The organism is Lentzea sp. NPDC102401 (assembly GCF_044765805.1).
Taxonomy (GTDB): Bacteria; Actinomycetota; Actinomycetes; order Mycobacteriales; family Pseudonocardiaceae; genus Lentzea; species Lentzea sokolovensis.
On record NZ_JBIWKS010000007.1, the window covers coordinates 317,045 to 342,004 of the forward strand.

The following is a 24,960-nucleotide window of genomic DNA, read 5'->3' on the forward strand; positions in this document are numbered from 1 at the left end:
CTACGCAGGTTGCACGGCGGACCCGAGTTCGAGAAGCAGGGGAACAAGTGGAGGCTCAGCTCAACCCGCAATCGCGGGTGACGTTCGCGTGGCTCGAAGTGACAGGGAAGTGCCAGCTTCAGTGCGACCACTGCTATGCCGACTCTGGTCCAGCTGGTTCGCACGGGCCGATGGCAGCCGAAGAGTGGACGAGTGTGATCGACCAGCTCGCCGATCTTGGCACGAGGATGGTGCAGTTCATCGGTGGCGAGCGCCACTATTCGAAAAGTTTCTGGTCGGCGACTTAAGGCGATCTTGTTCTGCACGAGTAGCGGCAGACCGTGTTCTGCTCGATGATGATGGCGACCGGCGGTGAGGTACCAAACCGCGTACCCCGCCGCCGGTCGATCAGGACCCGTCAACTGCCCGTCGAACAACGCTTTCAGCAGACGATTCTGGCCCCGTCCCAGGCATCCGCTGTGTAGAGCCGACCATTGAGAACCAGGTCGCCGCCCGTTGCGCCCTGGTAGGTGTAGGTAGTGCCGAGGCAGCGGTGCTTGGCCTCGACCACCAGGGTCTGCGACGTCGACGTCTCGTCGTACTTGCTGGCCACGGTTTGCCACCACGTGCCCCGCCACCGGGCGAGTTGGGCTTTCATCGCGATTTCGGAGGGCCTGGAGTTGCACGAGGTCAGGGAAGAGTTGACGGCGTAGTTACCCATCTTGATGACCAGCACCCAGAGCCCGCATCCGCTGGGATAGGCGAAGGCACTGGGCTCTGACCCGGACGGGGCGTAGTCCGCGCTGGCGATCGACACGATCTTCGCGCCGTTTCTCGTCGCCTCTGCCGCCTTGTCCTTGACCACCTGCGGAGCGTTCGCCAACTCGACGGAGAAGCGGGAAGCCGCCGCCTGGGATGGGGCGCCGATATTCGCCGCACCCTCGTCCGCCTGTGCCGCACCGCCGGGAAGCAGAGCGGCGAACAGCGCGAGAACGGCCAGCAGCCCGAACGATCCCGCGACTCGGCGTTTGTTATTCAACATATGAATCCTCCGTACTTTCAACGATCGAGCTGACTTGTGGAGTTGTCATCGAGTGCTGGTCGTCGATCCCTGGTCCTGGCGGGGTTCGGACGAATTGGGAAGCCGGGTACAGGAACGGCGCCAGCGGTCCGTTTGGAACGGGTGGGCGTGGACCGTCTGGTGGGCGATCACCGTTGGGTGGCAAAGCCGTGCTCAGGGGGCCGTGGCCAAGATGCAGGAGATGGGTGCGACCACCCCGCCCACCCCTGTGGCCAGGAGGGCGGCGGTGCAGGTGGCGATCCGGACTTGCTGGCTCGGGAACGGGAACGAAGCCAGACCACAGATCAGGTACCGCTTCTTGGTGACTTCGTAGCCCCAGGTCTCGAGGTAGTCGGTGCAGTCAGAGCGGCTCTTGGACGTGATGGGATCTTCGGTCTGGGCTGCGTGCGACATACCTGAGGACGAGAGCACCACAGGCACCCGCGCATCGGGCGTGTACGCGCTGCCCAGTCCGTTCACAGTGTGTGCTGGAGTTGACTGGGCTGACGCTGTCGGCGTCGTCGGAGCGGCGGTGGCAGCTCCGGCGGTCTGTGCCAGGCCCAAAGCGGCCAGGCCGGCGATCGTCACGATCACGGCGCCACAGTGAATCGTATTGATCAGTCGGTGCATTCTCGTCTCCTTGGAATTGCGGCGTTCGGAACCGGATTTCAACTCCGGCCTGCTGCGAGAATGGGTGCACCGCCTCCCGGGAACGCACCAGGATCGTGTAACAAGCCGGTAGGAGCGCTTGTGGAGAGTCGCCTCCGATCTTGAGGGAATTCGGGCAAGGTGTTCGGGCGGGACAGCGACGGGGGTTGTTGTGGTGGTGGAACTGAGGGTGTTGGGGGATGTCGGGGCCTGGATCGAGGACCGACGGTTCGAGGTAGGGCACCCGCGGCAGCGGTGTGTGTTCGCGGTGCTGGCGGTGGAGGCCAACCGGGTCGTCACGGTGGACCAATTGCTGGAGCGGGTGTGGTCGCAGGATCTGCCGCTGCGGGGTCGGCAGGTCCTGAGGAACTATCTGTCGCGGCTGCGGCTGCTGCTGGCGCCAGCAGGCATCGGCATCGAACGCCGCTCCAGCGGTTACGTGCTGCTCGCCGACCCAGGCGTCGTGGATGTGCTCCGATTTCGCCACCTGATCACCTGCAGTCGTGATGCAGACGATGAGCAGGCTCTCGGCTTGTACGACCAGGCATTGGCACTATGGCGGGGTGAACCGTTCGCTGGCCTGGAAACCCCCTGGCTGGCTGCGGTGCGCACCGGCCTCGAGCGGGAACACATCGCCGCCCGGCTCGACCGTGTCGAGGTGGCGTTGCGCTGCGGTCGGCACACCGAGGTGCTGCCTGAACTGTTCACGCTGGTGGAACAGCAAGACCTGGACGAACGCGTCGCCGCCCAGTTCATGCTGGCCCTGCACCGCGCCGGACGCACCGCCGAAGCGCTGGCCCACTACCGGCATCTGCGCGACCGGCTGATCGAGCAACTGGGCACCGAGCCTGGTACCGCACTACAGGTGTTGCATCAGCGCATCCTCGACACCGATCCCGCCCTCACCCCGGCCTCGACAGCGATCACGCGCGGAACAGCCCCGAAGGCGGAGCAGCCGATGCCCCGGCAGTTGCCCGCGCCACCACGGTGGTTCACCGGCCGCGGCACCGAATTGGCCCGCCTGGACCACGCGCTGACCGCCGAACCGGAGGAGGACCCGATACCGTCCGGGACCAGTTCGGGGACACCAGCCGCCGCCACGGTGATGATCTCGGCGATCGGCGGGGCAGGGGGAATCGGCAAGACCTGGCTGGCCCTGGCGTGGGCGCACCAGCGCACCGAGCGGTTCCCCGACGGGCAGCTGTTCGTGGATCTGCACGGGTTCAGCCCCACTGAAGAGCCGATGGCGTCAGCGGTGGCGGTACGCGGATTCCTCGACGCCCTCGGGGTCGACCCCGGCCGGATCCCGCCCAACCCAGGCGCACAAGCCGCGCTGTTCCGTAGCCTGGTCGCGGGCCGGCGGATGCTGATCGTCCTGGACAACGCCGCCACCGCCGACCAGGTCGTCCCGCTGCTGCCCGGCAGCCCGTCCTGCACCGTGCTGATCACCAGCCGCACTAGGCTCGCCTCCCTCGTCGACCGGCACGGCACCCGGCACTTCACGCTGGATGTGCTCACCCATGACGAGGCGCGCGCCCTGCTCGCCGCACGTCTCGGCACAAACCGTGTCGCCGCTGAACCCGGCGCCGTCGACGAACTGATCGACCTGTGCGGGAGCTACCCGCTGGCCCTGTCGATCACCGCCCGCGACGCCGCCACCCGCCCGGCCCTCCCGCTGGCCGAGGTTGCCGCCGAACTGCGCGAGCTCGGCCTCGAGATGCTCGACCACGACACCGACCCCGCCGCCAGCCTGCCCGCAGTTCTGTCCTGGTCCCTGCACCGGCTCACCGACGAGCACCGCACGGTGTTCACACTGCTGGGCGTGTCCCCCGGCCCTGACACCACCCTGCCCGCGGTCGTCGCCCTCACCGGCCTGCCGTCTGTCCGTGCACGCAAAGCGTTGTCGGCGTTGGAAGAGGCATCCCTGCTCGAACGGCAGCCGCGCGGCCGGTACGCGATGCACGACCTGGTCCGCGCCTACGCCACCACCGCCCACGACCTGCCCGACAACATGCGGGAGATGGCATTGGTGCGGGTGCTGGACTTCTACCTGCACACCGCTTTCGCCGCCGGTCGTCTCCTGGAACCCTTCCGCGCACTCGTGCAACCCGAGCCGCCCGCGCCTGGCGTGCACCCGTACCCGCTGCCAGACGCCGCGGCCGCGTTGGCGTGGCTGGAGGCCGAGCACACCACCCTGCTGGCCGCCCAGCGCACCGCCGCCGCTCTGGAACGCCATCACGTCGTCTGGCACCTCGCCTGGGCACTGGACACCTTCCTCTACCGGCGGGGGTACCGGCGCGACGCGCTCACCGCGTGGCGAGCCGCGGTGGACGCCGCCGCACACCTGCCCGACCCCGCCGCCCGCAGCCGCGCCCACCGGGGCCTCGGCTCCGCCTGTGCACTGCTGGGCCTGCACGAGGAGGCCACCGGGCACCTGGACCGGGCCCTCGACCTGGCCATGCGCCACCACGACCCCACCGAACAGGCACACACCCACCGGGCGCTCGCGATCTCCTGGGAACTGCGGGGGGATGACCGGCGGGCCTTGGACCACGCCCGGCACGCCCTCGACCTCTACCGCGCCCTCGGCCAGTCGGTGCAGGAAGCCGACGCGCTCAACGGGGTGGGCTGGTGCGCCGCGCGCCTGGGCGACTTCGACACCGCCCGCGACCACTGCCACGCCGCACTCACCCTGAATCGGCGCCACCAGGACCTTGAGGGTGAGGCGGCCGCCCTGGACAGTCTCGGCTTCATCGCCCACCGCACCGGCGACCACCAGCAGGCCCTCGACCACTATCACCAGGTCCTCATCCTGTTCCGCACCCTCGGCCACACCTACGAGGTCGCTAGCACCCTCGACCGCGTGGGCCACCCTCACGCGGCCCTCGGACAGCACGAGCAGGCCAGCCAGGTATGGCAGGAGGCGCTGGAGCTGTACCGGGAACAAGGCCGCGACGATGACGCCGCGCGTGTACAACGGCAACTCGACGACCTTGGTTCGGCACTGGAGTCGATCAGGCCGTCGGGCCTGAACGAGACAACGTAGCGGGCGTGAAGCTCGGCATGCCGAGCCTCGGGCTCCAGCTTGAGCGTGCGCTCGCAGCCCGCGCGCTGGGCACCAGCCCCGACGACACACGATTCCGCTTCGACCCCGGATCACCCATCCCCGACAGCCGACGGTGTTCGTTGCCGGTGAATGTTGTCCCAGTGCCATCGCAGTCTGTCCGGACGCGGGTTTCTGCCACTCAGTCTGGTTCGGTTGAGCGACTGGGTGATGGAGTGTCTGGGTTCTGCGCGTCCAGGCCCACGCAGGAAGGCTGGCTGTATCTGGCCACTGTGATCGATCTGCACAACAGGGAGGTCGTCGGTCCTGCGATAGCAGGGCACGCGCGCGCCGGACTCATCCGTGACGCGATCACGCTGGGCTGCCCGTCCGCGGGACTGCGGTCGGCCGGCCCCTCATAATCAGCCCTCTCCAGTAGTCATGATCAACTTGTCGGCCACGGCCAGCAGGAGCAGAACGATCCCGGCTGGCCTCGAACAGCGACTCAGCTCGGCGGATACGCGCCGGGGGTGGTACCCGTCCACCTGCGGAAGGCGCGGATGAACGTGGCGGCGTCGGTGTAGCCGAGTCGTAACGCCACCTGCTCGACGCCGAGGCGGTGCGTGGTCATGAGCTCGATCGCGCTGGCGCGGCGGGCTTCGTCGACGAGCCGGCGCAGTGACGTCCCTTCGGCGGCAAGATGTCTGCGCAGGGTGCGGGGCGACAGGTGCAGGCGGGCGGCGACCGCGCAGGCTTCGGTCACGCCATCGGCGATGACGGCCCGCACGCTCTGTGCGACGCAGGGGGAGCAGCGTTCTCTCAGCAGCGAGCGGCATGCGCGCTCGCAGGCCGCCATGGTGAGCGGATCAGCCTGGGGCAGCGGGAGATCCAGCACCGCGGTGTCGGTGACGATCGCGTTGCCCGGCGCGCCGAACCGCACCGGGGTGCCCAGCGCCTTCTCGTAGCCGGTGCAGACGCGGGGGAGGCTCAGCTCCACGCGCATGGAGCGCGGTGACTCGCCGAGGATCGTGCGCAGAATGCCAGCGGTGGCAGCGATCTCGCGCCCGACCACGAAGGGACGCAGCGCCGCTGGACATCCGTGGTCGTCGACGACGATCAGACGGGCCTCGTCGCCGGACACCCGCATGCGCAGTCCGGCCACCGCGTACGTGAGCGGCAGGTAGCGCAGTCCGAGCTCGGCCGCGTCCCGCAGCGTCGGGCTGGTCAGCAGGGCGAAACCCCAGACCCCGTAGGTGCGCAACGACAACCGCTCGCCGACCGCGATGCCGAGCCCGGACGCCTGGCCGGCCGCGGTGACGAGGTTCGTCGCCACGGCGAGCTCCTGCGCACGGCTCACCACCGCGTGACCGAGCAATGTCTCGGGCTCGATTCCGGTGCCGCGCAGGCACTCCCGCACGCCCACTCCGCGCTCGACCCCGACCTCGACCATGGCCCGCACCCCGGCGACGCCGCGGCGGAAACCGAGCGAATGGCCGGAAACATCAACTCGTCGGCCATCCGGGCCAGAGGGCAGCACCGTCGATCTCCCTAACCTCGAAGCAGGTTGAAGGGCGCCGCTGCCCGAAGCCGAACCCACGATAGGGGCGGCCGGGGCGCATACCTGCGGCATCACCCGGACGCCGATGGCCCGAAAGGAGCACCATGACCAGGACAGTGCTGGTGACCGGAGGAAATCGAGGCATCGGCCGGTCTGTCGCGGAGGCGTTTCTCGCCGAAGGAGCGCGGGTGGCGGTGACGCATCGCGGTGACGAGTGCCCGCAGGGGACGTTCGGCGTGAAATGCGACGTGACCGACGGCGGGCAGGTGGACGCGGCGTTCGCGGCGGTGGAGGCGGAGCTGGGCCCGGTGGACGTGCTCGTCGCCAACGCCGGGATCACCGACAGCACGCTCATCACCCGCATGACCGAGGACAGTTTCACCTCCGTGCTGGACACGAACCTGACCGGTGCGTGGCGCTGTGCCCGGCGCGCGGCAGCGCCGATGGTGCGGGCCAGAAGCGGGCGGATGATCTTCATCTCCTCGGTGGTCGGGATGTACGGCAGCGCCGGCCTCACGAACTACGCCGCGAGCAAGGCGGGGTTGATCGGACTCGCCCGGTCGCTCGCCCGTGAGCTGGGCAGCCGCGGCGTCACCGCGAACGTCATCGCACCGGGGTACGTCAACACCGACATGACCGCGTCACTGCCCGAGCAGTACGGCAAGCAGTACCGCGACTCGATCCCGTTGCGCCGCTTCGGCGAGCCCGCCGAGGTCGCCGGCGCGGTGACCTGGCTCGCGGGAGAAGCGGCGCGGTACGTGACGGGTGCCGTCATCCCGGTGGACGGCGGGCTGGGGATGGGGCACTGATGCCCGCCTCCGTGCTGCTGATAGACGACGAGGTCCTGGTTCGCCGAGGATTCCGGCACGCGCTGGAGGAAGCGGCGGACGTGGTAGTGCTGGGAGAGGCCGGGCGTGCGGCCGACGGATTGCTTCTCGCACAACGACATCGGCCCCAGGTGGTGCTCACCGCGGACGTCACCCAGCTGACGAGGCTGTGCGGATGCGCGAGTGGTGGAGTCATCGTGCTCGCCACCGAAGGCACCGACGAACACCTGCACCGCGTGCTGACCGACGGCGCACGTGGGTTTCTGCTCAAGCGCGCGAGTCATGAGGAACTGGTCGCCGCAGTGCGCGCCGTAGCACAGGGACACGCGTTTCTCTGCGCGGAGATGACGGCACGTCTGCTCGACCGGTTCGAGATCCTGCCCCCGATCGAGGAGCTGGACCGCGGCCTGGGCTCGCTGAGCGACCGGGAGCGCCAGGTGCTCGTCCGGATGGCGCGCGGCCGCAGCAACGAGGAGATCGCGCGGGAGCTCTACCTCACCTGTGCGACGGTGAAGTCCCACGTCTCGCACGTCCTCGCGAAGCTGGGACAGCCGAACCGGATGCACGCGGCGCTGCTGGCGCAGCGAATGGGACTGCTCAGCCGGGCCGGGTGAAGACGAGCACCACGTTGTGACCGCCGAAGCCGAAGGAGTTGGAGATCGCCGCACCGATCCGCGCCTGCCGTGGCTGGTCGGTGACGATCTCCAGCTTCACCTCGGTGTCCTGATCGTCGAGGTTGCGCGTCGGAGGGACGACACCGTCGCGCACCGCCAGCACGGTGAAGATCGCCTCGACCGCGCCCGCACCCCCGATGAGGTGACCGGTCAGCGACTTCGTGGCGGTGACCAGCGGGTGCGGTCCCAGAGCCTCCAGGATCGCGGCCGCCTCGACCCGGTCGCCCACCTGCGTGCCCGGTGCGTGGGCGTTGACGTGCGTGATGTCGTAGGGGCTCAGCCCGGCGGAGCGCAACGCGTGCCGGATGGCGCGGATCTGGCCGTCCGGGGACGGCGAGGTCATGTCGTGGGCGTCCGAGGTCATACCGGTGCCCGCGAGCCGCGCGGAGATTCGCGCCCCTCGTGCGCGGGCGAACGAAGCGCGTTCCAACACGAGCGCACCCGCGCCTTCACCCATGACGAACCCGTCGCGTCCGGAGTCGAACGGCCGGGACGCTCCGAGCGGGTCGTCATGCCTGCGCGACAGTGCTCCCATCCGCGCGAACGCCGCGATCGAGAGTCTGCCGAGACACGCCTCCGTGCCACCCGCGACGACGACGTCCGCGAGGCCGCGGCGCAACAACGCGGCGGCGAGCGCGATCGCCTCCGCACCGGACGCGCACGCGCTCGTCGGGGCATGGGCGCCGCCTCTCGCGCCGAGGTCCATGCTGACCGCGGCGGCGGGGCCGTTGGGCATGAGCATCGTGACCGTGAACGGGGAAACCCGGTCGGGGCCGAGCTCCTGGCATCGGTCGTACTGCTCCACGAGCGTGCCGCCACCACCCAGGCCGGTGCCGAACACGACCGCGAGCCGCTCGGGTTCCACGTCCGGTGACCCGGCGTCGCCCCAAGCCTGGCGGGCCGCGACCACGGCGAGCTGCTGACAGCGGTCCATCCGGCGGCGGGCCACGCGGTCCAGCAGCGGCCCCGGATTCTCGTGCGCGGGTGCGCCGAGCCGCACCGGCAGGCCGGCCGACCACGGCTCGTCGAGCAGCCGGACACCGGACGTACCCGCGAGCAGCGCGTCCCAAGTGGACGGAACGTCGCCGCCCTGCGGAGTGGACATGCCGAGGCCGGTGACGGCGATCTCCTCTTCTCCTCCCGGCAGCGGAGGAAGCGACGCGTGCAGCAGGGAGAAGTCGAGGAACGTGCTCTCGTGGGACATCTCGGCTCCGGAGGTTCGAGGAGTGGACCCATTGAGGAGAACACCGGAACCGGCGTGGCGGCAGCGGCCGCGGGACTGACCGCGCACTCCGTCGCGCGACCGATTACAGGGCTGTTCGATCTCCGTAACGTCCGCACCGCAACGGAAATCCCCGAGCAGCGGGAGTTGATCAGCAGTGGGTGCGGACACCGTGGCGGACGTGGCGAGCCTGGTCGATCTGTGTCGCAGGCAGGCGGCACTCAGAGGTGAGGAACGCGCGTTCGTGTTCCTCGACAGCGGCGTGGTGGAGTCAGCGGCGCTGACCTACGCCGAGCTGGATCTTCAAGCCCGTGCGATCGCCGTGCGGCTGCGCTTGCACGCGCCGCCTGGATCTCGTGCACTGCTGTGCCATCCACCGGGACTCGACTTCGTCACGGCGTTCCTCGGCTGCCTGTACGCCGGCATCATCGCCGTGCCCGCACCACCGGTTCGCCGGGCGTCGGGCGACGCGCGCCACACCCGGCTGGTCGCCATCGCCGACGACTGCCGCCCCGCTCTGCTGTTGTCCACAACGGACACACTGGCCGGCGTGCACGCGATTCTCGGGGATCGTCCCGTGACGCCGCTCGCCACAGACCAGATCACCGACGGGGACTCCGACTGGTCCGCACCGGAGGGCGCGAACGAGATCGCGTACTTGCAGTACACCTCCGGCACCACGGGCAGGCCCAAGGGCGTTGTGCTGACCCACACGGGTGTCCTGCACAACCTCGCGCTCATCGTGAACAGCGGCTCACGGCCCGACGAGGACCACACGCGTCTCTCGCCGACGGTGTCGTGGCTGCCGGTGTTCCACGACATGGGCCTCATCGGAGGCGTGCTGCAACCGCTCTTCCTCGGCCAGCTGTCCGTCCTGATGTCCGCGCAGTCGTTCGCACGAGTGCCGGCCAACTGGTTGCGCGCGATCTCCCGCTACGGCGCGGAAATCGCCGCGTCGCCCAGCCTCGGGTACGAGCTGTGCCTGCGGCGGGTGAGCGACGAGCAGCGCGACGGGCTCGACCTGAGCCGGTGGCGAATCGCCGCGATCAGTGACGAGCCGCTGCGCGCGTCGACGATCGACCGGTTCGCGTCGCGGTTTCATCCCTGCGGGTTCCGCAGGGAGGCGTTCTTCCCCAGTTACGGCATGGCGGAGTCGACCGTGCTGATCAGCGGAGGTCCTGTCGAGGGGCCGCCGTTGGTGCGCCCGTTCGACGCCACCGCGCTCGAACGCGGCAGGGTCGCGCCCGCGACCAGCGGCGCGGGTGCGCGGTCCCTCGTCGGATGTGGTGAGCCGGACCCGTCGCTCCAAGTGCTGATCGCCGATCCGGAGACCAGCGTTCCCTGCGGGCCCGACGAGGTCGGCGAGATTCTCGTGTCCGGGCCGAGCATCGGCGCGGGGTACTGGGGGGATCCCGCCGGCACCGAGCGGACGTTCGGCGCGGTGGTCGACGGCCACCGGTTCCTGCGCACCGGCAACCTCGGATTCCTGTTCGAGGGCCAGCTCTTCGTCGCGTGCCGGATACCGGATCTCCTCGAAGTCGACGGCCGTCAGCTCTACCCGTACGACGTGGAGAAGACCGCCGTGGACTGCGACCCGGCGGTGCACTCGGCCTGCGTGGTGGCGGACGGCGCGGACGTGGTCGTGTTCGCCGAGGTCGGTCATCGGTACCGCACCACACCTCAGGATCAGATCAGGAACGCGATCACCTCAGCTGTGCGCACCGAGCACGACCTCCAGCCCGCCCGCGTCGTCCTGTTGTCACCCGGCACGTTGCCGCTCACCACGAGCGGCAAGCTCCGCCGCGCCGCCTGCCGATCGATCATGTTGGGAGAGAAGTGATGCAGACCGACGGCGGGGTCCGGTTGCCGAAAGGTGTCGCGGGCGGCAGGCGCAAGCTCACGACGCTGGTCGACCTCTGCACGGCTCGGGCGGCGGCCGAACCAGGCTTGCACGGTTTCTCGTTCTTCGCCGACGGCCGGACGGAGTGGGAGGCGCTGACGCTGGCCGATCTGGACCGCCGGGCACGGGCACTCGCCGTGCTGCTCACCGAGCTCGCGCCACGCGGCACCCGTGCGCTGCTCTGCTTCGAACCCGGACTGGACTTCCACATCGCCTTCCTCGGCTGCCTCTACGCCGGCCTGATCGCCGTCCCGGTGGCGCCGCTCGACGGCACCCGCACCAGCCTGAAGATGGGCCGGATCGAGTCGATAGTCGCGAGTTGTGGGCCGGAGCTGCTCCTGTCCACCGGTATGACGTTCGCGAAGTGCCTTGCGGTGGTGGAGGAGTCCAAGGCGCTCACCGATCTCGTGCGGCTCGCGGTCGACGAGGTCGACCCCGCGCTGGCGGAACGCTGGACGCCGCCTGCCATCGGCATCAGCTCGCCCGCCTACCTGCAGTACTCCTCCGGCTCCACCGGTGAGCCGAAGGGCGTGATATTGACGCACGGCAACGTCCTGCACAACCTCGCCCTGATCCACGGCAACCTCTACCGGCCGTCCGACGAGGCCGGCCTGCCCCGCCCGCCGAGCGTGTCGTGGCTCCCGTCGCACTACAACATGGGGCTGATCGGCGGCGTGCTCGATCCGTTGTACTCGGGCAGGCCGGCCACCCTGTTCCCGGCCGGGGTCTTCGTGCGCAGCCCCGTCAGCTGGCTGAGGCTGATCTCGCAGCTGGGCAGGGCGGACAGTTGCGCGCCGAACTTCGCGCTCGACCTGTGCGTGCGGCGCGTGTCGGAGGTGCAGATGGCAGGCCTTGACCTGAGCGGCTGGGAGATGGCGCTCATCGGCGGCGAACCGGTCAGGGCCAGGACCCTCGACCGGTTCTGCGAGGTGTTCGCTCCCGTCGGTTTGCGGAGAGGCACCCTCGTGCCTGGATACGGCCTCGCCGAGTCGACGGTGATGGTCACCAGCGCCCTCGTCGGCGAAGGACCGGTGACCCTGCGGTGCGACGCGGACGCGCTGACCCGAGGGCGGGCCAGGCCGGTCGACCCGCCGGGAGGCAGGCGGCTGGTGAGCTGCGGCCCGATCCCGCCGACGATCACACTCGTCGTTGGCGACCCGGTGACCCGCGAAGAGTGCGCGGACGGCGAAACGGGGGAGATCTTCGTGCAGGGCCCGAGCGTCGGCGCCGGCTACTGGAACCGGCCTGACGACGTGTTCCACGCCGAGCTGCCCCGCAGGAACGGGCTGTTTCTGCGCACCGGCGACACGGGCTTCCGCTGGGACGGTGAACTGTTCGTCACCGGACGGGTCAAGGAGGTGATCATCGTCGCCGGTGCCAACCACCATCCGCACGACCTGGAGGCGACGGCCGAAGCCGCGCATCCGGCCGTGCGCGGGTGCTGCGTGCTCGCCGTCGACGACGGGCAACAGGAGCGGGTCGTCGTGCTGGTGGAGGTGCTCGGCGACACGGACGAGAGTGAGATCGTGATGGCGGTGCGCCGCACCGTTCACACCGGACACGGGGTGCGCGTGGACGAAGTCGCGCTGGTGCCGGCCGGTTCCTTACCTCGCAGCACGAGCGGCAAGCTGCGACGAGCCGATTGCCGCGACGGCTACTCGGCAGGCGCGTTCAACTCGACGACCCGAAGTTGACGGTTTCACCGCCGTGAACGGCAGGAGAGGGGGCGAGTCCTGACGCGAACTCCTCGTGGGTGTTCCCTCGCAGGGAACACCCACGAGGATGGTCAGCACCACAAACCCGACAGGGCCGAGCGTTCGTCGCGAGTGGCCATGTCGTTTCACTCGCACTCCTGGGCGGCGAGTGCGGCGAGCGCGCGCACCGACCGGTGGATCACGTCCCGCTGGGTGTCCAGCCGGTGGCTCTCGGAGTCGGGGATCTCGACGTGCACGTCGATCCGCGTGCCGCCGTCCACCACCTGCAGCCGCCAGGTGAACACGAGGTCCGACACCAGGCAGGAGATCGTGACGTTGCCCAGTTGCCGGTCGCCGTGCAGCAGTTGTGGCATTGGGAAGTCCGGGTAGCCGTCCGGGTACATGGTGTAAGGCCCACTGTCCTCCGTGGACGGTTCGACCGTGCCGACCCCGGCCCACCACTGCGGGAAGCGGCTCGGGTCGTACAGCAGCTTCCACACCTCTTCCGGTGGGGCGGCGCTGTGTGCGGTCTCAGCGAACGTCGGCATCGATGCCTCTCAGGTCGGCGGTCACGGCGGCCAGTTCGCGGTCGGGCTCCACCAGCGCGGTCAACGGTGGGCGGCCCAGGTCGATCAGCGCGGCGACATAGCCCGGGCCGGTGTCCCCGGCGCGGCGCTGCCACCCGCGCACCGCCTCGCTCAGCCGCCGCCTGGCCAGCTCGGGATCGCGCCGGCGCGCCGCGATCAAGCCTTGGACCGCCGACATGCGGGCGACGAGCGTGTCGGGGAAATCGGCGGGCGACACGGGTTCCTGCGTGACCGCGCGCAGCTCTGCCTCCGCCTCCTCCGGCTTGCCCGCGCGGGCAAGGGCGTCGGCGCGGTGCAGGCGGGTCAGTGCGCGGCCGACCGGGGCGTTCAGGTCGATCGCGGCGGCGAGCTCGTGGGCGGCGCTGTCCCAGTCGCCGGTGGTGCGGGCGATGGTGGCTCGATCGTGGTGGATGAGGCCTATCAGGTCGGGCAGGCTCAGCCGCTCCGCCAGTACGGCGCCCTGGTCGCAGCTCGCGGCGGCCTCACCGACCCGGCCCAGCCGGCACAGCACGGACACCTGGGCCGAGTGCGCGTAGACACCCAGGCGAAGCAGTCCGTTGGGTGCCGCGAGTGGCATGCTGCGGTCGATGAAGTCCAGGGCGCGGTCGAACGCGCCGAGGCAGCTGGCGGCCGACGCGGCGTTGAGCAGGCTCGGGAAGGCCAGGTCGGGACGCCCTGCCCGGTTGGCCGCCGAGGCGGCCGCGATCAGTGGCGCGTAGCTGTCGGCGAACCGGCCCGTCCGCAGCAGGATGTGCGCGCGGGCGACGCTGACGTCGTGCGCCAGCAGGTCCCCGACGGGCTTGCGGTGGGTGAGCACGTCGACCTCGACCAGCAGTTCCTCCGCCGCGGCCACACCACCGGTCACCGCCTCCGCCCAGGCCATGCCCGCGAGTGCTTCGATCCGCGCGTCCGGGTCGGTGTCCGGGTCGCGGTCGAGCACGTCCAGCGCGGCGGCGTAGGAACGGCGGCACTCGCGAGGGATGCACAGCCCGCCCCGCAGCCACTTCCCCCGGCGCAGCCAGGCGCTGACCAGTGCGCCCCGGTCGAGCGGGACGATCAGCTCCAGCGCCCGGCCGAACGCGGCGTCCGACTCGCCGAGCAGCCCGCGCCAGGCCTGGACCTCGGCGAGTTCGACGAACGTGTCCGGGTCGTGAGGGTCGATCTCGGTGACCTCGGTCAGCAGATCCGCGGCTTCGACGAACGCGCACACCGAGCGCGCCGCGGCGGCGGCCTTCACCAGATGCGCGACCGCTTGCTCGTCGTGCCCAGCCAGCCGCAGGTGCCGGGCGATCTCCGCCGCCCGGCGCGGTGCGTTCGCCCGTGCGCGGCGCAGAGCCTCCGCGATGGCGGCGTGCCTGCGGGAACGGAGCGGGTCCGGCAGGTCCGCGGCCACCGCGTCGGCGAGCAGCGCGTGCCGGAACCCGATCGTGCCGTCGCGTTCGCGCAACAGCCCGGAGCCCAGTGCTTCGGCGGCCGCCTGTGCGGGGTCGGTCAGCCCCGGCAGCGCGGCGATCTCGGCGCGGTGCAGGTCATGGCCCGCCACCGCGGCGAGCTCGACGAACACCCGCGCGGAACCGTGCAACCGGCCGGCGGCCCAGCGGGTCGCGGAGCGCAGACCCTCGGCGGCGTCCGCGCCCGCGGCCAGCGCGCGGGCCAGCTCGACGGTCAGCAGCGGACTGCCCGACGCCACCGCCACCACCTGCTCGGCCTGCCCGGCGGACAACGGTGCGGTCGCGCGGGCCAGCGATCGCACCGACTCGAGGGGCAGCGGCGCGAGGTCGACCTCCACCGACAGGGCCCCGCCGGCCCGCAGAGCGGCACACACCCGGTCGACGTCCGGGCGCGGTGGCAGGCGGCGGCGCGTCACCACGAGCAGCACGGGCAGCTTGGTCACCCGCCTGCCCGTGTAGGCGAGCAGTTCGAGGCTCGACGGGTCGGCCAGGTGGAGATCCTCCAACACGATCGCCACGGGACCCGACCGGCAGGCCCAGGTCAGCAGAGAGACCACGGCCTCGAACACGCGGACCCGGTCGGTGCTCGACGGCCGGCCCGGCGCGGCACCGGGAACCAGGCAGGACAGAGCCTGCGGCCACCACGCGTCCGGCAGCGGGTCGTCGGCCAGCGTTCGCAGCGCCTCCAGCCACACTCCGAACGGGACGGCCGGCCCCGCGCCACCCACAGCACAGGCCCCGTCCAGACCCGCGATCGCCAGCACCTCCTCGGCCAGGCGGGTCTTGCCGATCCCGCCGTCACCGGTGATCGCCACTACCGTGCCCGACCCGGCGCGTGCCGAGTCCCAGCACCGGCGCACCACAGCCAGCTCGGCACCACGGCCCACGAGATCGTGCTCCGGCACCGTCGGCGCGGTGTCGGAGGGCAGGTCGAATCGGCCGTGCGGGCGGTGGGCGCGGTCCGGGCCGCCGTTCTTGTCGAGCAGCGCGGCGAACTTGTCGTCGTACTCGGCCCGCAGTTCGAACACCCAGTCGCTGTCGTAGAGATGCAGGACCTCTCCACGGCGAACCCGCTCGGCCTCGGCGAGCTTCCCCGCTGCGACCAGTTCGTCGAACTCGCGCAGGTCCGTGGTCAGCCCGTTCGCCCGCAGCTCGACTCGGTCGCGATCGGTCAGCAACCACGCCCGCGCGGGCCCGAGTGCGCCGCGCAACGTCCAAATTGCACTGCGCAGGCTCGCGCGGGCACTGGCATCGAGCACGTCCGGCCAGAACCGGGCAGCCAGCCGTGACCGGGAGTGCTGGCCCGGATGCACCGCGAGCCAGGCCAGCAGCTCGCAAGCTTTGCGCTGGCGCGGCAACGCGACGGGCGTCCCGTCGGCCACGACCTCGAACGCGCCGAACAGGCGCACCGCCAGCGAAGTGCTCACCGCGTCAGTGTCGATCCGCCACGCCGCCACGGCAACGCGCGCTTTCGGCGTTGACGGTGCTTTGACGGTCGCCGCGCACGCTTCTCCCACGCCACTGGAAGGAGCGGAACCGTGAGTACCACCGAACAAATGACGTTCGACGTCGAGGCACTGCGCCGCGGCATCGAGGAACGCGACGCGGCCACCCTGTCCGCGCTCTACACCGACGACGCGGAACTGAGCATCGTGGACACCGTCAACTCCCCGAGCGCCCCGAGGATCCTGCGGGGCAGCGAGATCGGCGCCTACCTGCACGACATCGCCGCCCGCGACATGACCCACTCACTCGACCGCGTGGTGGTCACCGGCGACCACGTCGCCTACCTCGAGTCCTGCCGCTATCCCGACGGCACCGGGGTGCTGTGCGCCGCGGTGCTCGACCTGGCGGACGGCCGCATCAGCCGCCAGCTCGGTGTGCAGGCCTGGGACGGTGCGCGATGACCACCTTCGACCACCGCGACTTCCAGAAGCCCGACGAGGTCCGCGAATTCGACTGCGGACAGGTGGAACTGCTCCGCATCGACTCCCGCGAGGTCGGCAGGCTGACGCTCAAGCCGGGTTGGCGCTGGTCCACCCATGTCAAGCCGATCGCGGGCACCGACCTCTGCGAAGCACCGCATTTCCAGTACCACGTGTCGGGCACGCTGCGGATCCGGATGGCCGACGGCACCGAGTTCGACGCCACCCCCGGCCAGGTCACGAGCCTGCCCGAAGGACACGACGCATGGGTCGTCGGCGACGAGGACGTCGTCGTCGTGGACTGGTGGGGCGCCACCCATTACGCCGAACATCAGTAGCGCGTGTAACGCCCGGCGGTGGCTCGGGAACTGAGCCACCGCGGGACACACCGTCCCGAGAGGCCGTGTTGTGAGGAGCGTTGGGCATGACCGACTACCGCGATCTCAGGGCGATGTTCATCAACTGCACGCTCAAGCGCTCACCGGATCGCAGCCACACCGAGGGGCTGGTGGACGTCAGCCGGGCGATCATGGAGAAGCAGGGCGTCCAGGTCGAGGTCGTGCGCGCGATCGACCAGGACATCGCCATCGGCGTGTGGCCGGACATGAGAGAGCACGGCTGGGCGACCGACGCCTGGCCGGAGATCTACGCACGGGTGATGGCCGCCGACATCCTGGTGATCGCGGGACCGATCTGGCTGGGAGACAACAGTTCGGTGACCAAGCAGGTGATCGAACGGCTCTACGCCTGCTCGCACCTGCTCAACGACGCCGGCCAGTACGCGTACTACGGGCGGGTCGGTGGTTGTCTGATCACCGGCAACGAGGACGGCGTGAAGCACTGCGCCATGAACATCCTCTACAGCCTGCAGCACCTCGGCTACACGATCCCGCCGCAGGCCGACGCGGGCTGGATCGGCCCCGCCGGACCCGGACCGTCCTATCTGGACCCGGGATCGGGCGGCCCGGAGAACGACTTCACCAACCGCAACACCACGTTCATGACGTGGAACCTGCTGCACCTCGCCCGGATGCTCAAGGACGCCGGAGGGATTCCGGCGCACGGCAATCAGCGGTCGGGCTGGGACGCGGGCTGCCGGTACGACTTCGACAACCCCGAGTACCGGTAGCTCAGGTGCCGCCTTCGAGACGCGGGTGGTCGGCCGCGAGTTCGTCCACGGCTACGTGGTGACCGAACACGAGCCGGACCGGCTGGTGGAGATGAAGGTCGACCGGCCGTTCCCGATGACCGTGCGCCACGAGCTGGACGGCACGCTGGTCGCGATCCGGGCCAGCGGGTCGCCGGGCAGGTTCTTCGGCTGGGCGAAGCTCGGCCGTGTCGTCCCACACCTGCCAGACGGTCACCCGTCCATCCCGCTCGCCGGAGACCCAGATGACGCCGAGCGCGAGCTCCTCGCGCCAGGGCTGGACGATCGCACGGTTCTTACAAGAGCCTTGTCAAAGCCGGTCCACCGCCCGCTCCGGGAGTAGGTTCCGGCGTGTGTTGCCCGCGGATGACGTGCTCGTCGCCGGACTCCGGTCCGGCGACGAAGCCGTGTTCGCTTCGGTGCTGGACTCCTGGTCGGCGTCCATGTTGCGGCTGGCGCGGGCGTTCGTGTCGACGGACGCCTCGGCCGAGGAGGTCGTGCAGGACACCTGGCTCGCCGTCATCCGCGGTGTGCACGGGTTTCACGGCGTGTCGTCGTTGCGCACGTGGGTGTACCGGATCTTGGTCAACACCGCGAAGAAGCGAGGTGTGAAGGAGAAGCGGACCGTTCCGTGGACCAGCGTCGAACCCGATGGCGGCCCGACGGTCGATCCGTCCAGGTTTCGCGGCGCGGACGACGCCTATCCGGGCCACTGGCGGGAGTTCCCGGAGCCGTGGGTGCTCGACGGCGAGCTCCGCGCCGTGGTGGGCCAGGCGCTGGACGAATTGCCGCAACGACAACGCACGGTCGTGGCGTTGCGCGACGTGGAGGGGCACACGTCGGAGGAGGTGTGCGCGATGCTGGAGATCTCGCCCGCGAACCAGAGAGTGTTGCTGCACCGGGGCCGAGCACTCGTCCGCACCCGGCTGGAGGCCTACTTCGCGACCGGGGGAGCCGCATGACCTGCGAGGAGTTCGTCGAGCTCGTCACCGCGTTCCTGGAGGGCGCGCTGGATGAGCCGGCTGAACACGCCTTCGTCGAGCACCTCGCGGAGTGCCCCGGCTGCGAGCGTTTTCTCGACCAGTTCCGCACCACCATCTCCCGGCTGGGGGAGCTGCCACCGGAGTCGCTGTCGGACGACACCCGCGAGCGCCTGCTGGACGCTTTCCGCGACTGGCCGCACGCGTAACGCCAGAGGGCGTGGGAAGCACAGAACTCCCATGCCCGATGTGGAGTTCGTGAACCTGCTGATCATCGCGGTGATCGCGGTGACGGCACCGTTGCTGCTCGGTTTCGCGCCGCGGCTGCGCGTCCCGGCGGTCGTGCTGGAGATCGTCGCCGGGATCGTGGTCGGTCCGTCAGGGCTGGGCTGGGTCGAGATCGACCTGCCGGTGCAGATCGTCGCACTGCTGGGTCTCGCGTTCCTGTTGTTCCTGGCGGGGCTGGAGTTCGATCCGCGCCGGCTGCGCGGCCCGACGACGTGGCGTGCGCTGCTCGGCTATGCGATCAGCATCGCCGTCGGACTGGGCGTCGGACTCGGGTTCGGCGCGGCCGGGTGGGTGCGGGACCCGCTGCTGCTGGCGGTGGCGTTGTCCGCGACCTCGCTGGGCCTGGTCGTCCCGGTGCTCAAGGACACGGGGCGGCTCGGCTCGGCCGCGGGGCAGTCGACGATCACCGCCGCCTCGGTCGCGGACTTCGCGGCGATCGTGCTGCTGTCACTGGTCTTCTCGACCACGGGCGGCACGGTGACCGGCCGGGCGGGCGCGTTGGCGGTGTTCGCCGGGCTCGTCGTGGTCACCGGACTCGTGCTCGCGTTCGCCGGCCGGTCGGGCCGGCTCGGGGACGTGCTGTCGCGGTTGCAGGACACGACGGCGGAGATCCGGGTGCGGGCCGCAGTGGTGCTGCTGGTGGCGTTCGTCGCCCTCGCGGAGCAGTTCGGGCTGGAGACCATCCTGGGCGCGTTCCTGGCCGGTGTGGTGGTGAGCGTGGTCGACCGCGAGCTCGGGTGTGCTCGCCGATCGCCGCCTCGACGTCCACAAAGGACTGATCTTGGTAACGTGTTCCCGGGACGCTGCGACTAGGTGGATGTCCAGTGGTCGAGCGATACCGGCGGTATCTGTGAGCAATCCCGAGAGCGTGGTGGCGTCGTGTGCGGTGGCATTGCACGGCGAGTGGAGCCTGGGCTTTCCCGCCGGCGCCCAAATCGACGGCCGGCTGTTCGTCACGACCAATGCGATCGTCGTCAACTGCGACGACGGCACGGGAGAGATCTCGTTCCCGCTGGGAAACCTGCTCGCGCCCGTGTGGCGCACGGCCGGATTCCCCGGCTTCAGCATGGGCGCCGTCGAAATGCGCAGGATAGATGATCAGAAGGCGTTCTACCTGCTTCTGATGACCGATACCAGAGAGGCACATCGCATCCACACGGTCATCACCCAGGTCTGGCACACCTACTACCAGCAACGAGCGTCCAGGCCGGGGCTGGGGCGGCTCGCGCCGTCGACGCTCGATGTGGTGCACGCTCAGATCAGCCGCTACTTCGAGGCGTCGCGGAGCCGGCTGGGCCTCCCACCCGCCGGATTTCCCGTCCACGTTCAAGTGGCGCCCACACCCCACTGCCTCGTCGTCGAGGTGGTGGCCGTCGCCGGGTACGGAGTGCGCCTGGACCGGGCAACGCCGACAGCACTCGCCGAACTGGCCGCGGTCGGCGGCGACTCCAGCGCGTTACTCCGTGTTGTACCGGTGGACGGCAGGTACAACTTGGTCGCCACGAGCGCGATCACCGCCCACCCGCTGCTTCTCACTGACCTGGACGAGGCGGTCAGGGCAGTCGTGGCCAGGGCGAAGGCTGCGGCTCCGCTCGTGGCAGTGTTGGGCGGAATCTCCGCCGCCTCCGCTGACGCATCGTCCCCGACCACGACACCGGACCCCACCGAACTTCCGTTGCCGGCGAACGAGGAAAGCACTCTCCTGCGCGTACTCACCACGGTGGAATCGCTGGGCGTGCCCGTGTCCGACTACCGCTGGTCGGCGATGAGCGGCGAATTCTGTGCAGGGCCGTTCACCATCAACCTTCGATGTGGCCCGGTCGCCGTCGTCACGCTGCGACTGCTCTTAGGTGAGACGAGCACGGCGGCGCTGTCCAGTACGTCCGTCTGGGAGTTGGTCGGGCCGCAGTCCGGTCCAGTCCGCCTCGCCTGCGTGAAGTCGCTCGGCTCGGATTCGGTCTGGCTGGTTAGGTCCGCCGACGTCGCGGTGTGCGAGCCGGCCGGCAACAACATCATCACCACTATGGAGTTGCTGGCGACCCCGAACGCTGCCATCGACTCGTTGCGCGTCCGACTCGGCTGCCGCTGATCCGCGGCCCTTTTGCTGGCGTTGCCTCGACATTGGGGAACTTGAGCAAGCGCTGCGCGAGTGCGAGCGGCATTACAACGAGCACCGGACCCACCGATCACCCGCCACCGCAGAACCCCTGAGAGCCCGGCCCAGCCTCTCGAACCTGGCCAGATCAAACGCCGCACCGTAGATCGGCAAGACTGTCTCGGCGGAGTCATCGACGAGTATCGCCATGCTGCTTAACCTGCATGGATGTAGTTTTCGGCACGCACAACTGCAACGAGCACCGAACCCACCGATCACTTGCAGCCGCAGCGCCCTTGCGGGCACGGCCGCAGCCTCTGAACCCGACCAGATCGAACGCCTCAACATAGATCGACAGGACCGTCTCGGCGGAGTCATCCATGAGTATCGTCATGCGGCTTAACCTGCCCAGACGCGGTTTTCGGCACGCACAACCCCCTCCAGGCGGTGCCACCCGAGGTTCTCGAACTGGCGAAGGACGCCGAGGTCAGCCTCGTCGAACTCGGCGTCGCCGTTCGTGCCCGGTAAGTCGCGACTCGATCGTCCAGGAGCTGGGGCGGAGTTCTATCGTGCTCGACCGGTGGAGGCGTAGCTCAATGCAGGTAGGTCTGTGTGCTGACGGCCATCGGCAGCGCCCCGGAGATCGCTGAGGGGAGCCTTTGTTGACGCTCGCTACGAGCCTGCAGGTGAACCGCCGTTCAAATGGAGACTTGAGTCCCCATTTGTAGCAAGCTTGCGCAGTTCGTGTGTTCATGCGCTATTGGATAGCTCGACTCCACTATAGAGGGCCAGTTGACATTAATCAATCTTTCGCCGCTGAGAACACTGCTCCTTGGTGGCGGCGAGCAGCCTGGCGATGAGCGACTCGAGCTTTCCGTGCGCGATGATCGGCTGGACCACAACTACGTCGGCATCAGGTGGATGAATGCAACCGACTACTTCGCAAGCAACCAAGCCTCACGCGATCGACGTGATTGTGTTGGCGGAGTCATCCATGAGTATCTCTATGCCGCTTAACCTACACGGATGAGGTTCTCGGCAGGCGCAGGGCCAGAGCGGTCCAAGGGATTGAGATGGCATCGAGCAGGCCGCCACCCAGCGAGAACGCCAGTGCGCCAACGGCTGAGTGATCAGGCCTCCTCGATGGAGATGTTGATCTCTTCGAGGTCGATGACGACTGCTTCTCGCGTGACGCGTGCGTGCGGGAACGAGACCGGCATCGCCGCGGGTACGCCCGCGCAGGTGATCACCCGTTGTGAGTCCACCAGCAGGCCGAGGCGCCGAGCGCCGAAGTGAGCCACGGCGGCCGCTGGGTCAGGCGCTGAGTGATCGTCGCGGGCCTGCGGCGGACGGGTGCGCTGTGGTCGTGCAGATCGCCGTGGACCGCGCCGGTCTGCACGACGGTCCCGAACACGTCGCCGACCACCACGTTCGACGTGGTGGCGTCGTCCAGGTCGTCGGCCATCCACTGATTCTGGATCGCTGGCCCTACCAGGAGACAGCGCCCGTTCGAGGTGTGGTCGCGAGGCCGGGTGTTCGTAGCACCTTGGAGGCGTAGATGGGATCGCTGTCGACAGTGACGGCGCCATGGTACTTGGATGGCCCGGTGCGCCACCTCACACTCGAGCGGCGTAACGAAGCTCCAGGTCAGCTGCGATCACATTTGCGGTACTCATCAGTACCGTTTCTGGGGATTCTCACTGAAAGACGCTCATGCACAAAGTCATGCGTTCGATCATCGCGCCCGTCCTGGTCGTTCTCTCGCTGCTGACGGTCGTCCAGCCTGCGGCGGCCGACATCAGCTACCTGCGGGCCGCCCTCTACGCCTCGTGCGCCGACGAGGCGCCGGTGTACTCGGTGAAGGACAACGGCGACCTGTGGCTCACCGCCCACACCGGCGCCCGGTCCGGCCGCAACACCTGGGGCACCGCCAAGCAGATCGGCGCCGGCTGGTTCGGCAGGGTGCTCGCCGCGCCGGACGGCGTGCTGCATGCCGTCGAGCTGGACGGCACGGTCAAGCGGTTCCGCTGGAACGGCACCGGCTGGGACAACGGCCTGGGCACCGTCACCGGTTCGGGCTGGGGTGCCTACGCGACGGGTGCCGGACGTGACCGCATCACCGTCGACTCCGACGGCGTGTTGTTCCGCCTCGACGGCGGCCTGCTCTGGATGCACCGGTTCGATGGCATCCGTTGGTCGGACGGCGAGATCGTCGATGACGGCTGGGGTTCGTACACGTCCGTCGTCGCCGCGGGCTCCGGCGTGCTCTACAGCCGCATGGCGGACGGCGCCGTGTATCGCCATCACCTCGAGACCGCGTCCCGCACGTGGTTGCAGCGCCACCTGAAGACCGGCCGCGACCTGGGCGCCGGCCGCCTGTTCTCGGCGGGCGCGGACACCCTCTACCGCCAGAGCGCCACAGGTGACCTGGTGTGGCAGCGGTTCGTGCCCGCCAAGGGCGAGTGGGTCTCGACCGGCCGTGCCGACGGCACGACCGTCGGCACCGGCTGGGCGGTGCGCGAGCTGGCAGTCGCGCCGGACGCCTGCTCGCTGCGCAACCCGCTCAAGCCCGTGCACCAGCTCATGCAGCTCGGCCTCGGCTCCATCGCCGCGGGCGAGGTCGTCACCGTGCTCAAGACCGCTCTGGCCGAGAGCGGCGTCGACCGCGCCCGGCTGCGCGTGCTGGCCGGTGAGGTCGCCGCCTACGCCCAGGTCAACTGGCCCGCCGTCGAGCAGGCGAAGTCCGAACTGGACGCGCTTCTCGCGTCACCGAACCCAGAGCAGGCGCTCGTCGCCGCCGCTCGCGGCAAGCTCGCCGCCGCGCAGGGCCTGGAGCTGCCGCAGTATCGCGAGCTCGACGCCCTGCTGCGGAAGGCACGCGCCGAGGCACCGAAGATCCTCCAGACGATCGACCAGTACCGCGGCTTCGCAGAGGTCTTTGTCGACGAGGGACGTAAGGTGGTCGTGGCGCTGCGCGACACCGCACAGGCGTTCCGCGAGATCCCGCCGTTCACGCTGCCCGCCGACTTCAAGATCGACGTGGATGTCGCCGCCCTGGAGGCGATGGGCCGCGGCTGGGACCAGATGAACGTCAACCTCACCCGGATGAATGAGTCGATCACCGCGTCCATGGCCCAGCTCGACGCGTCCATGGCGTCGTTCAACCGCTCCATGGACAACTTCAACAGCGGCATGGCCGAGTTCGACCGCTCGATGACCGAGTTCAACACGGCGATGAAGCAGTTCAACTCCGGCACGCCGTGGTGGCCGCCCGCCGGTGGCTTCTCGTTGAAGGGCCTGAAGTTCGACTTCGACCGGGTGTTCCCCGTCGGCACGACCCCCGAGCAACGGGAGACGACCGACCGCAAGGTCTCCACGCTGGTCGGCTTCGTCCCGTTCGTCGGCACGGGCAAGGGGGTCGCGGACGCGATCAACGGCCGCGACGTGCTGACAGGTGAACAGCTCGGCGGCCTCGACCGCGCGATGAACCTGCTGCCGATGCTGCGCCCGGTCAAGCAGCTGATGAATGGTGCCGACGCGGTCAACTCCGCCGAGCGCATCCACGACGCCACACGCGGCAACGTCGTGGATGGCGTGCGCCTGAACGCCCGCCTCGCCGGCCAAGAGATCGCAGGTGGCCACGCGTACCAGAAGCACGTGGTGGAGCAGGGCGAGTTCCCCGGCGTGCGCACCCGCTCCGAGTTCGCCACGCTGGTGGAGAACACCATCGTGCAGGGCGAGATGCGCCCGCTGTCCGGCAACCGCCTTGGCTACTGGCACAACGGAATGGTCGTCATCCGCAACCCGCGAGCGGGCGACGGCGGCACAGCGTTCGCGCCGCGCGACGGATACAGTTACTTCCAGAATCTGCACTAACAAAGG

General features: G+C 69.4%; 22 protein-coding genes. 15 read left to right on the forward strand and 7 right to left on the reverse strand.

The window, feature by feature from the left end:
* The first annotated feature begins 47 nt into the window (after positions 1-47).
* On the forward strand, positions 48-287 hold the full coding sequence (locus ACIRG5_RS25800; RefSeq protein WP_402908824.1) for a radical SAM protein: 240 nt from the start codon (positions 48-50) through the stop codon (positions 285-287).
* 134 nt (positions 288-421) lie between these two features.
* Here ACIRG5_RS25800 and ACIRG5_RS25805 read toward each other — a convergent pair whose 3' ends face one another.
* The gene (locus ACIRG5_RS25805) at positions 422-1,042 is read right to left on the reverse strand and encodes a hypothetical protein (protein ID WP_402908826.1); all 621 of its coding nucleotides are present in this window, start codon (positions 1,040-1,042) and stop codon (positions 422-424) included.
* Between the two features lie 171 nt (positions 1,043-1,213).
* On the reverse strand, positions 1,214-1,669 hold the full coding sequence (locus tag ACIRG5_RS25810; protein ID WP_402908828.1) for a hypothetical protein: 456 nt from the start codon (positions 1,667-1,669) through the stop codon (positions 1,214-1,216).
* A gap of 277 nt (positions 1,670-1,946) precedes the next feature.
* Here ACIRG5_RS25810 and ACIRG5_RS25815 point away from each other — a divergent pair, with 277 nt between their 5' ends.
* Positions 1,947-4,733 carry a BTAD domain-containing putative transcriptional regulator gene (locus ACIRG5_RS25815; RefSeq protein WP_402908830.1) on the forward strand — a complete coding sequence of 929 codons (2,787 nt, stop codon included), beginning with the start codon at positions 1,947-1,949 and terminating at the stop codon, positions 4,731-4,733.
* Between the two features lie 502 nt (positions 4,734-5,235).
* On the opposite strand, the gene ACIRG5_RS25820 is transcribed toward ACIRG5_RS25815, so the two are convergent.
* The gene (locus ACIRG5_RS25820; RefSeq protein ID WP_402908832.1) at positions 5,236-6,180 is read right to left on the reverse strand and encodes an AraC family transcriptional regulator; all 945 of its coding nucleotides are present in this window, start codon (positions 6,178-6,180) and stop codon (positions 5,236-5,238) included.
* Between the two features lie 212 nt (positions 6,181-6,392).
* Between ACIRG5_RS25820 and fabG the strand changes: the two genes are divergently transcribed.
* Entirely contained in the window at positions 6,393-7,097 is a 705-nt protein-coding gene (gene fabG, locus ACIRG5_RS25825) for a 3-oxoacyl-ACP reductase FabG (RefSeq protein WP_402908834.1), read from the forward strand.
* Positions 7,097-7,729, forward strand: a complete 633-nt coding sequence (locus ACIRG5_RS25830) for a LuxR C-terminal-related transcriptional regulator (RefSeq protein ID WP_402908836.1) — start codon at positions 7,097-7,099, stop codon at positions 7,727-7,729. The genes fabG and ACIRG5_RS25830 overlap by 1 nt, the downstream gene beginning before the upstream one ends.
* On the opposite strand, the gene ACIRG5_RS25835 is transcribed toward ACIRG5_RS25830, so the two are convergent.
* Positions 7,713-8,993: a beta-ketoacyl-[acyl-carrier-protein] synthase family protein gene (locus tag ACIRG5_RS25835; protein WP_402908838.1), complete on the reverse strand. Its 1,281-nt coding sequence runs from the start codon at positions 8,991-8,993 to the stop codon at positions 7,713-7,715. The genes ACIRG5_RS25830 and ACIRG5_RS25835 overlap by 17 nt on opposite strands.
* 175 nt (positions 8,994-9,168) lie before the next feature.
* Here ACIRG5_RS25835 and ACIRG5_RS25840 point away from each other — a divergent pair, with 175 nt between their 5' ends.
* A complete protein-coding gene (locus tag ACIRG5_RS25840) occupies positions 9,169-10,851 on the forward strand; it encodes a fatty acyl-AMP ligase (RefSeq protein WP_402908840.1) in 1,683 nt (560 codons plus the stop codon).
* On the forward strand, positions 10,851-12,605 hold the full coding sequence (locus ACIRG5_RS25845; RefSeq protein ID WP_402908842.1) for a fatty acyl-AMP ligase: 1,755 nt from the start codon (positions 10,851-10,853) through the stop codon (positions 12,603-12,605). The genes ACIRG5_RS25840 and ACIRG5_RS25845 overlap by 1 nt, the downstream gene beginning before the upstream one ends.
* A gap of 146 nt (positions 12,606-12,751) precedes the next feature.
* On the opposite strand, the gene ACIRG5_RS25850 is transcribed toward ACIRG5_RS25845, so the two are convergent.
* Entirely contained in the window at positions 12,752-13,153 is a 402-nt protein-coding gene (locus ACIRG5_RS25850; RefSeq protein WP_402908844.1) for an SRPBCC family protein, read from the reverse strand.
* The gene (locus ACIRG5_RS25855) at positions 13,137-16,070 is read right to left on the reverse strand and encodes an AAA family ATPase (protein WP_402908846.1); all 2,934 of its coding nucleotides are present in this window, start codon (positions 16,068-16,070) and stop codon (positions 13,137-13,139) included. Before ACIRG5_RS25855 ends, ACIRG5_RS25850 begins: the two co-directional genes overlap by 17 nt.
* Before the next feature lie 111 nt (positions 16,071-16,181).
* Here ACIRG5_RS25855 and ACIRG5_RS25860 point away from each other — a divergent pair, with 111 nt between their 5' ends.
* The 8 genes from ACIRG5_RS25860 (at position 16,182) to ACIRG5_RS25895 (ending at position 21,072) form a co-directional block, all read left to right on the forward strand.
* The gene (locus ACIRG5_RS25860; protein WP_402908848.1) at positions 16,182-16,550 is read left to right on the forward strand and encodes a nuclear transport factor 2 family protein; all 369 of its coding nucleotides are present in this window, start codon (positions 16,182-16,184) and stop codon (positions 16,548-16,550) included.
* Complete coding sequence (locus ACIRG5_RS25865; protein ID WP_402908850.1) at positions 16,547-16,906, forward strand: cupin domain-containing protein; 360 nt, start codon at positions 16,547-16,549, stop codon at positions 16,904-16,906. The genes ACIRG5_RS25860 and ACIRG5_RS25865 overlap by 4 nt, the downstream gene beginning before the upstream one ends.
* Positions 16,907-16,992: 86 nt before the next feature.
* Positions 16,993-17,697, forward strand: coding sequence for a flavodoxin family protein (locus ACIRG5_RS25870; protein ID WP_402908852.1), 705 nt, complete (start codon positions 16,993-16,995; stop codon positions 17,695-17,697).
* Between the two features lie 25 nt (positions 17,698-17,722).
* Positions 17,723-18,058, forward strand: coding sequence for a hypothetical protein (locus ACIRG5_RS25875; protein WP_402908853.1), 336 nt, complete (start codon positions 17,723-17,725; stop codon positions 18,056-18,058).
* Positions 18,059-18,068: 10 nt separating this feature from the next.
* A complete protein-coding gene (locus ACIRG5_RS25880) occupies positions 18,069-18,677 on the forward strand; it encodes an RNA polymerase sigma factor (protein ID WP_402908855.1) in 609 nt (202 codons plus the stop codon).
* Positions 18,674-18,904 carry an anti-sigma factor family protein gene (locus ACIRG5_RS25885; RefSeq protein WP_402908857.1) on the forward strand — a complete coding sequence of 77 codons (231 nt, stop codon included), beginning with the start codon at positions 18,674-18,676 and terminating at the stop codon, positions 18,902-18,904. Before ACIRG5_RS25880 ends, ACIRG5_RS25885 begins: the two co-directional genes overlap by 4 nt.
* Positions 18,905-18,935: 31 nt before the next feature.
* The gene (locus ACIRG5_RS25890) at positions 18,936-19,796 is read left to right on the forward strand and encodes a cation:proton antiporter (RefSeq protein WP_402908859.1); all 861 of its coding nucleotides are present in this window, start codon (positions 18,936-18,938) and stop codon (positions 19,794-19,796) included.
* 37 nt (positions 19,797-19,833) lie between these two features.
* Entirely contained in the window at positions 19,834-21,072 is a 1,239-nt protein-coding gene (locus tag ACIRG5_RS25895) for a hypothetical protein (RefSeq protein ID WP_402908861.1), read from the forward strand.
* 1,252 nt (positions 21,073-22,324) lie between these two features.
* On the opposite strand, the gene ACIRG5_RS25900 is transcribed toward ACIRG5_RS25895, so the two are convergent.
* Complete coding sequence (locus tag ACIRG5_RS25900) at positions 22,325-22,543, reverse strand: hypothetical protein (protein ID WP_402908863.1); 219 nt, start codon at positions 22,541-22,543, stop codon at positions 22,325-22,327.
* Positions 22,544-22,803: 260 nt separating this feature from the next.
* On the opposite strand from ACIRG5_RS25900, the gene ACIRG5_RS25905 reads away from it, so the two are divergent.
* Positions 22,804-24,954, forward strand: coding sequence for a tachylectin-related carbohydrate-binding protein (locus tag ACIRG5_RS25905; RefSeq protein ID WP_402908865.1), 2,151 nt, complete (start codon positions 22,804-22,806; stop codon positions 24,952-24,954).
* The last annotated feature ends 6 nt before the right edge of the window (positions 24,955-24,960 follow it).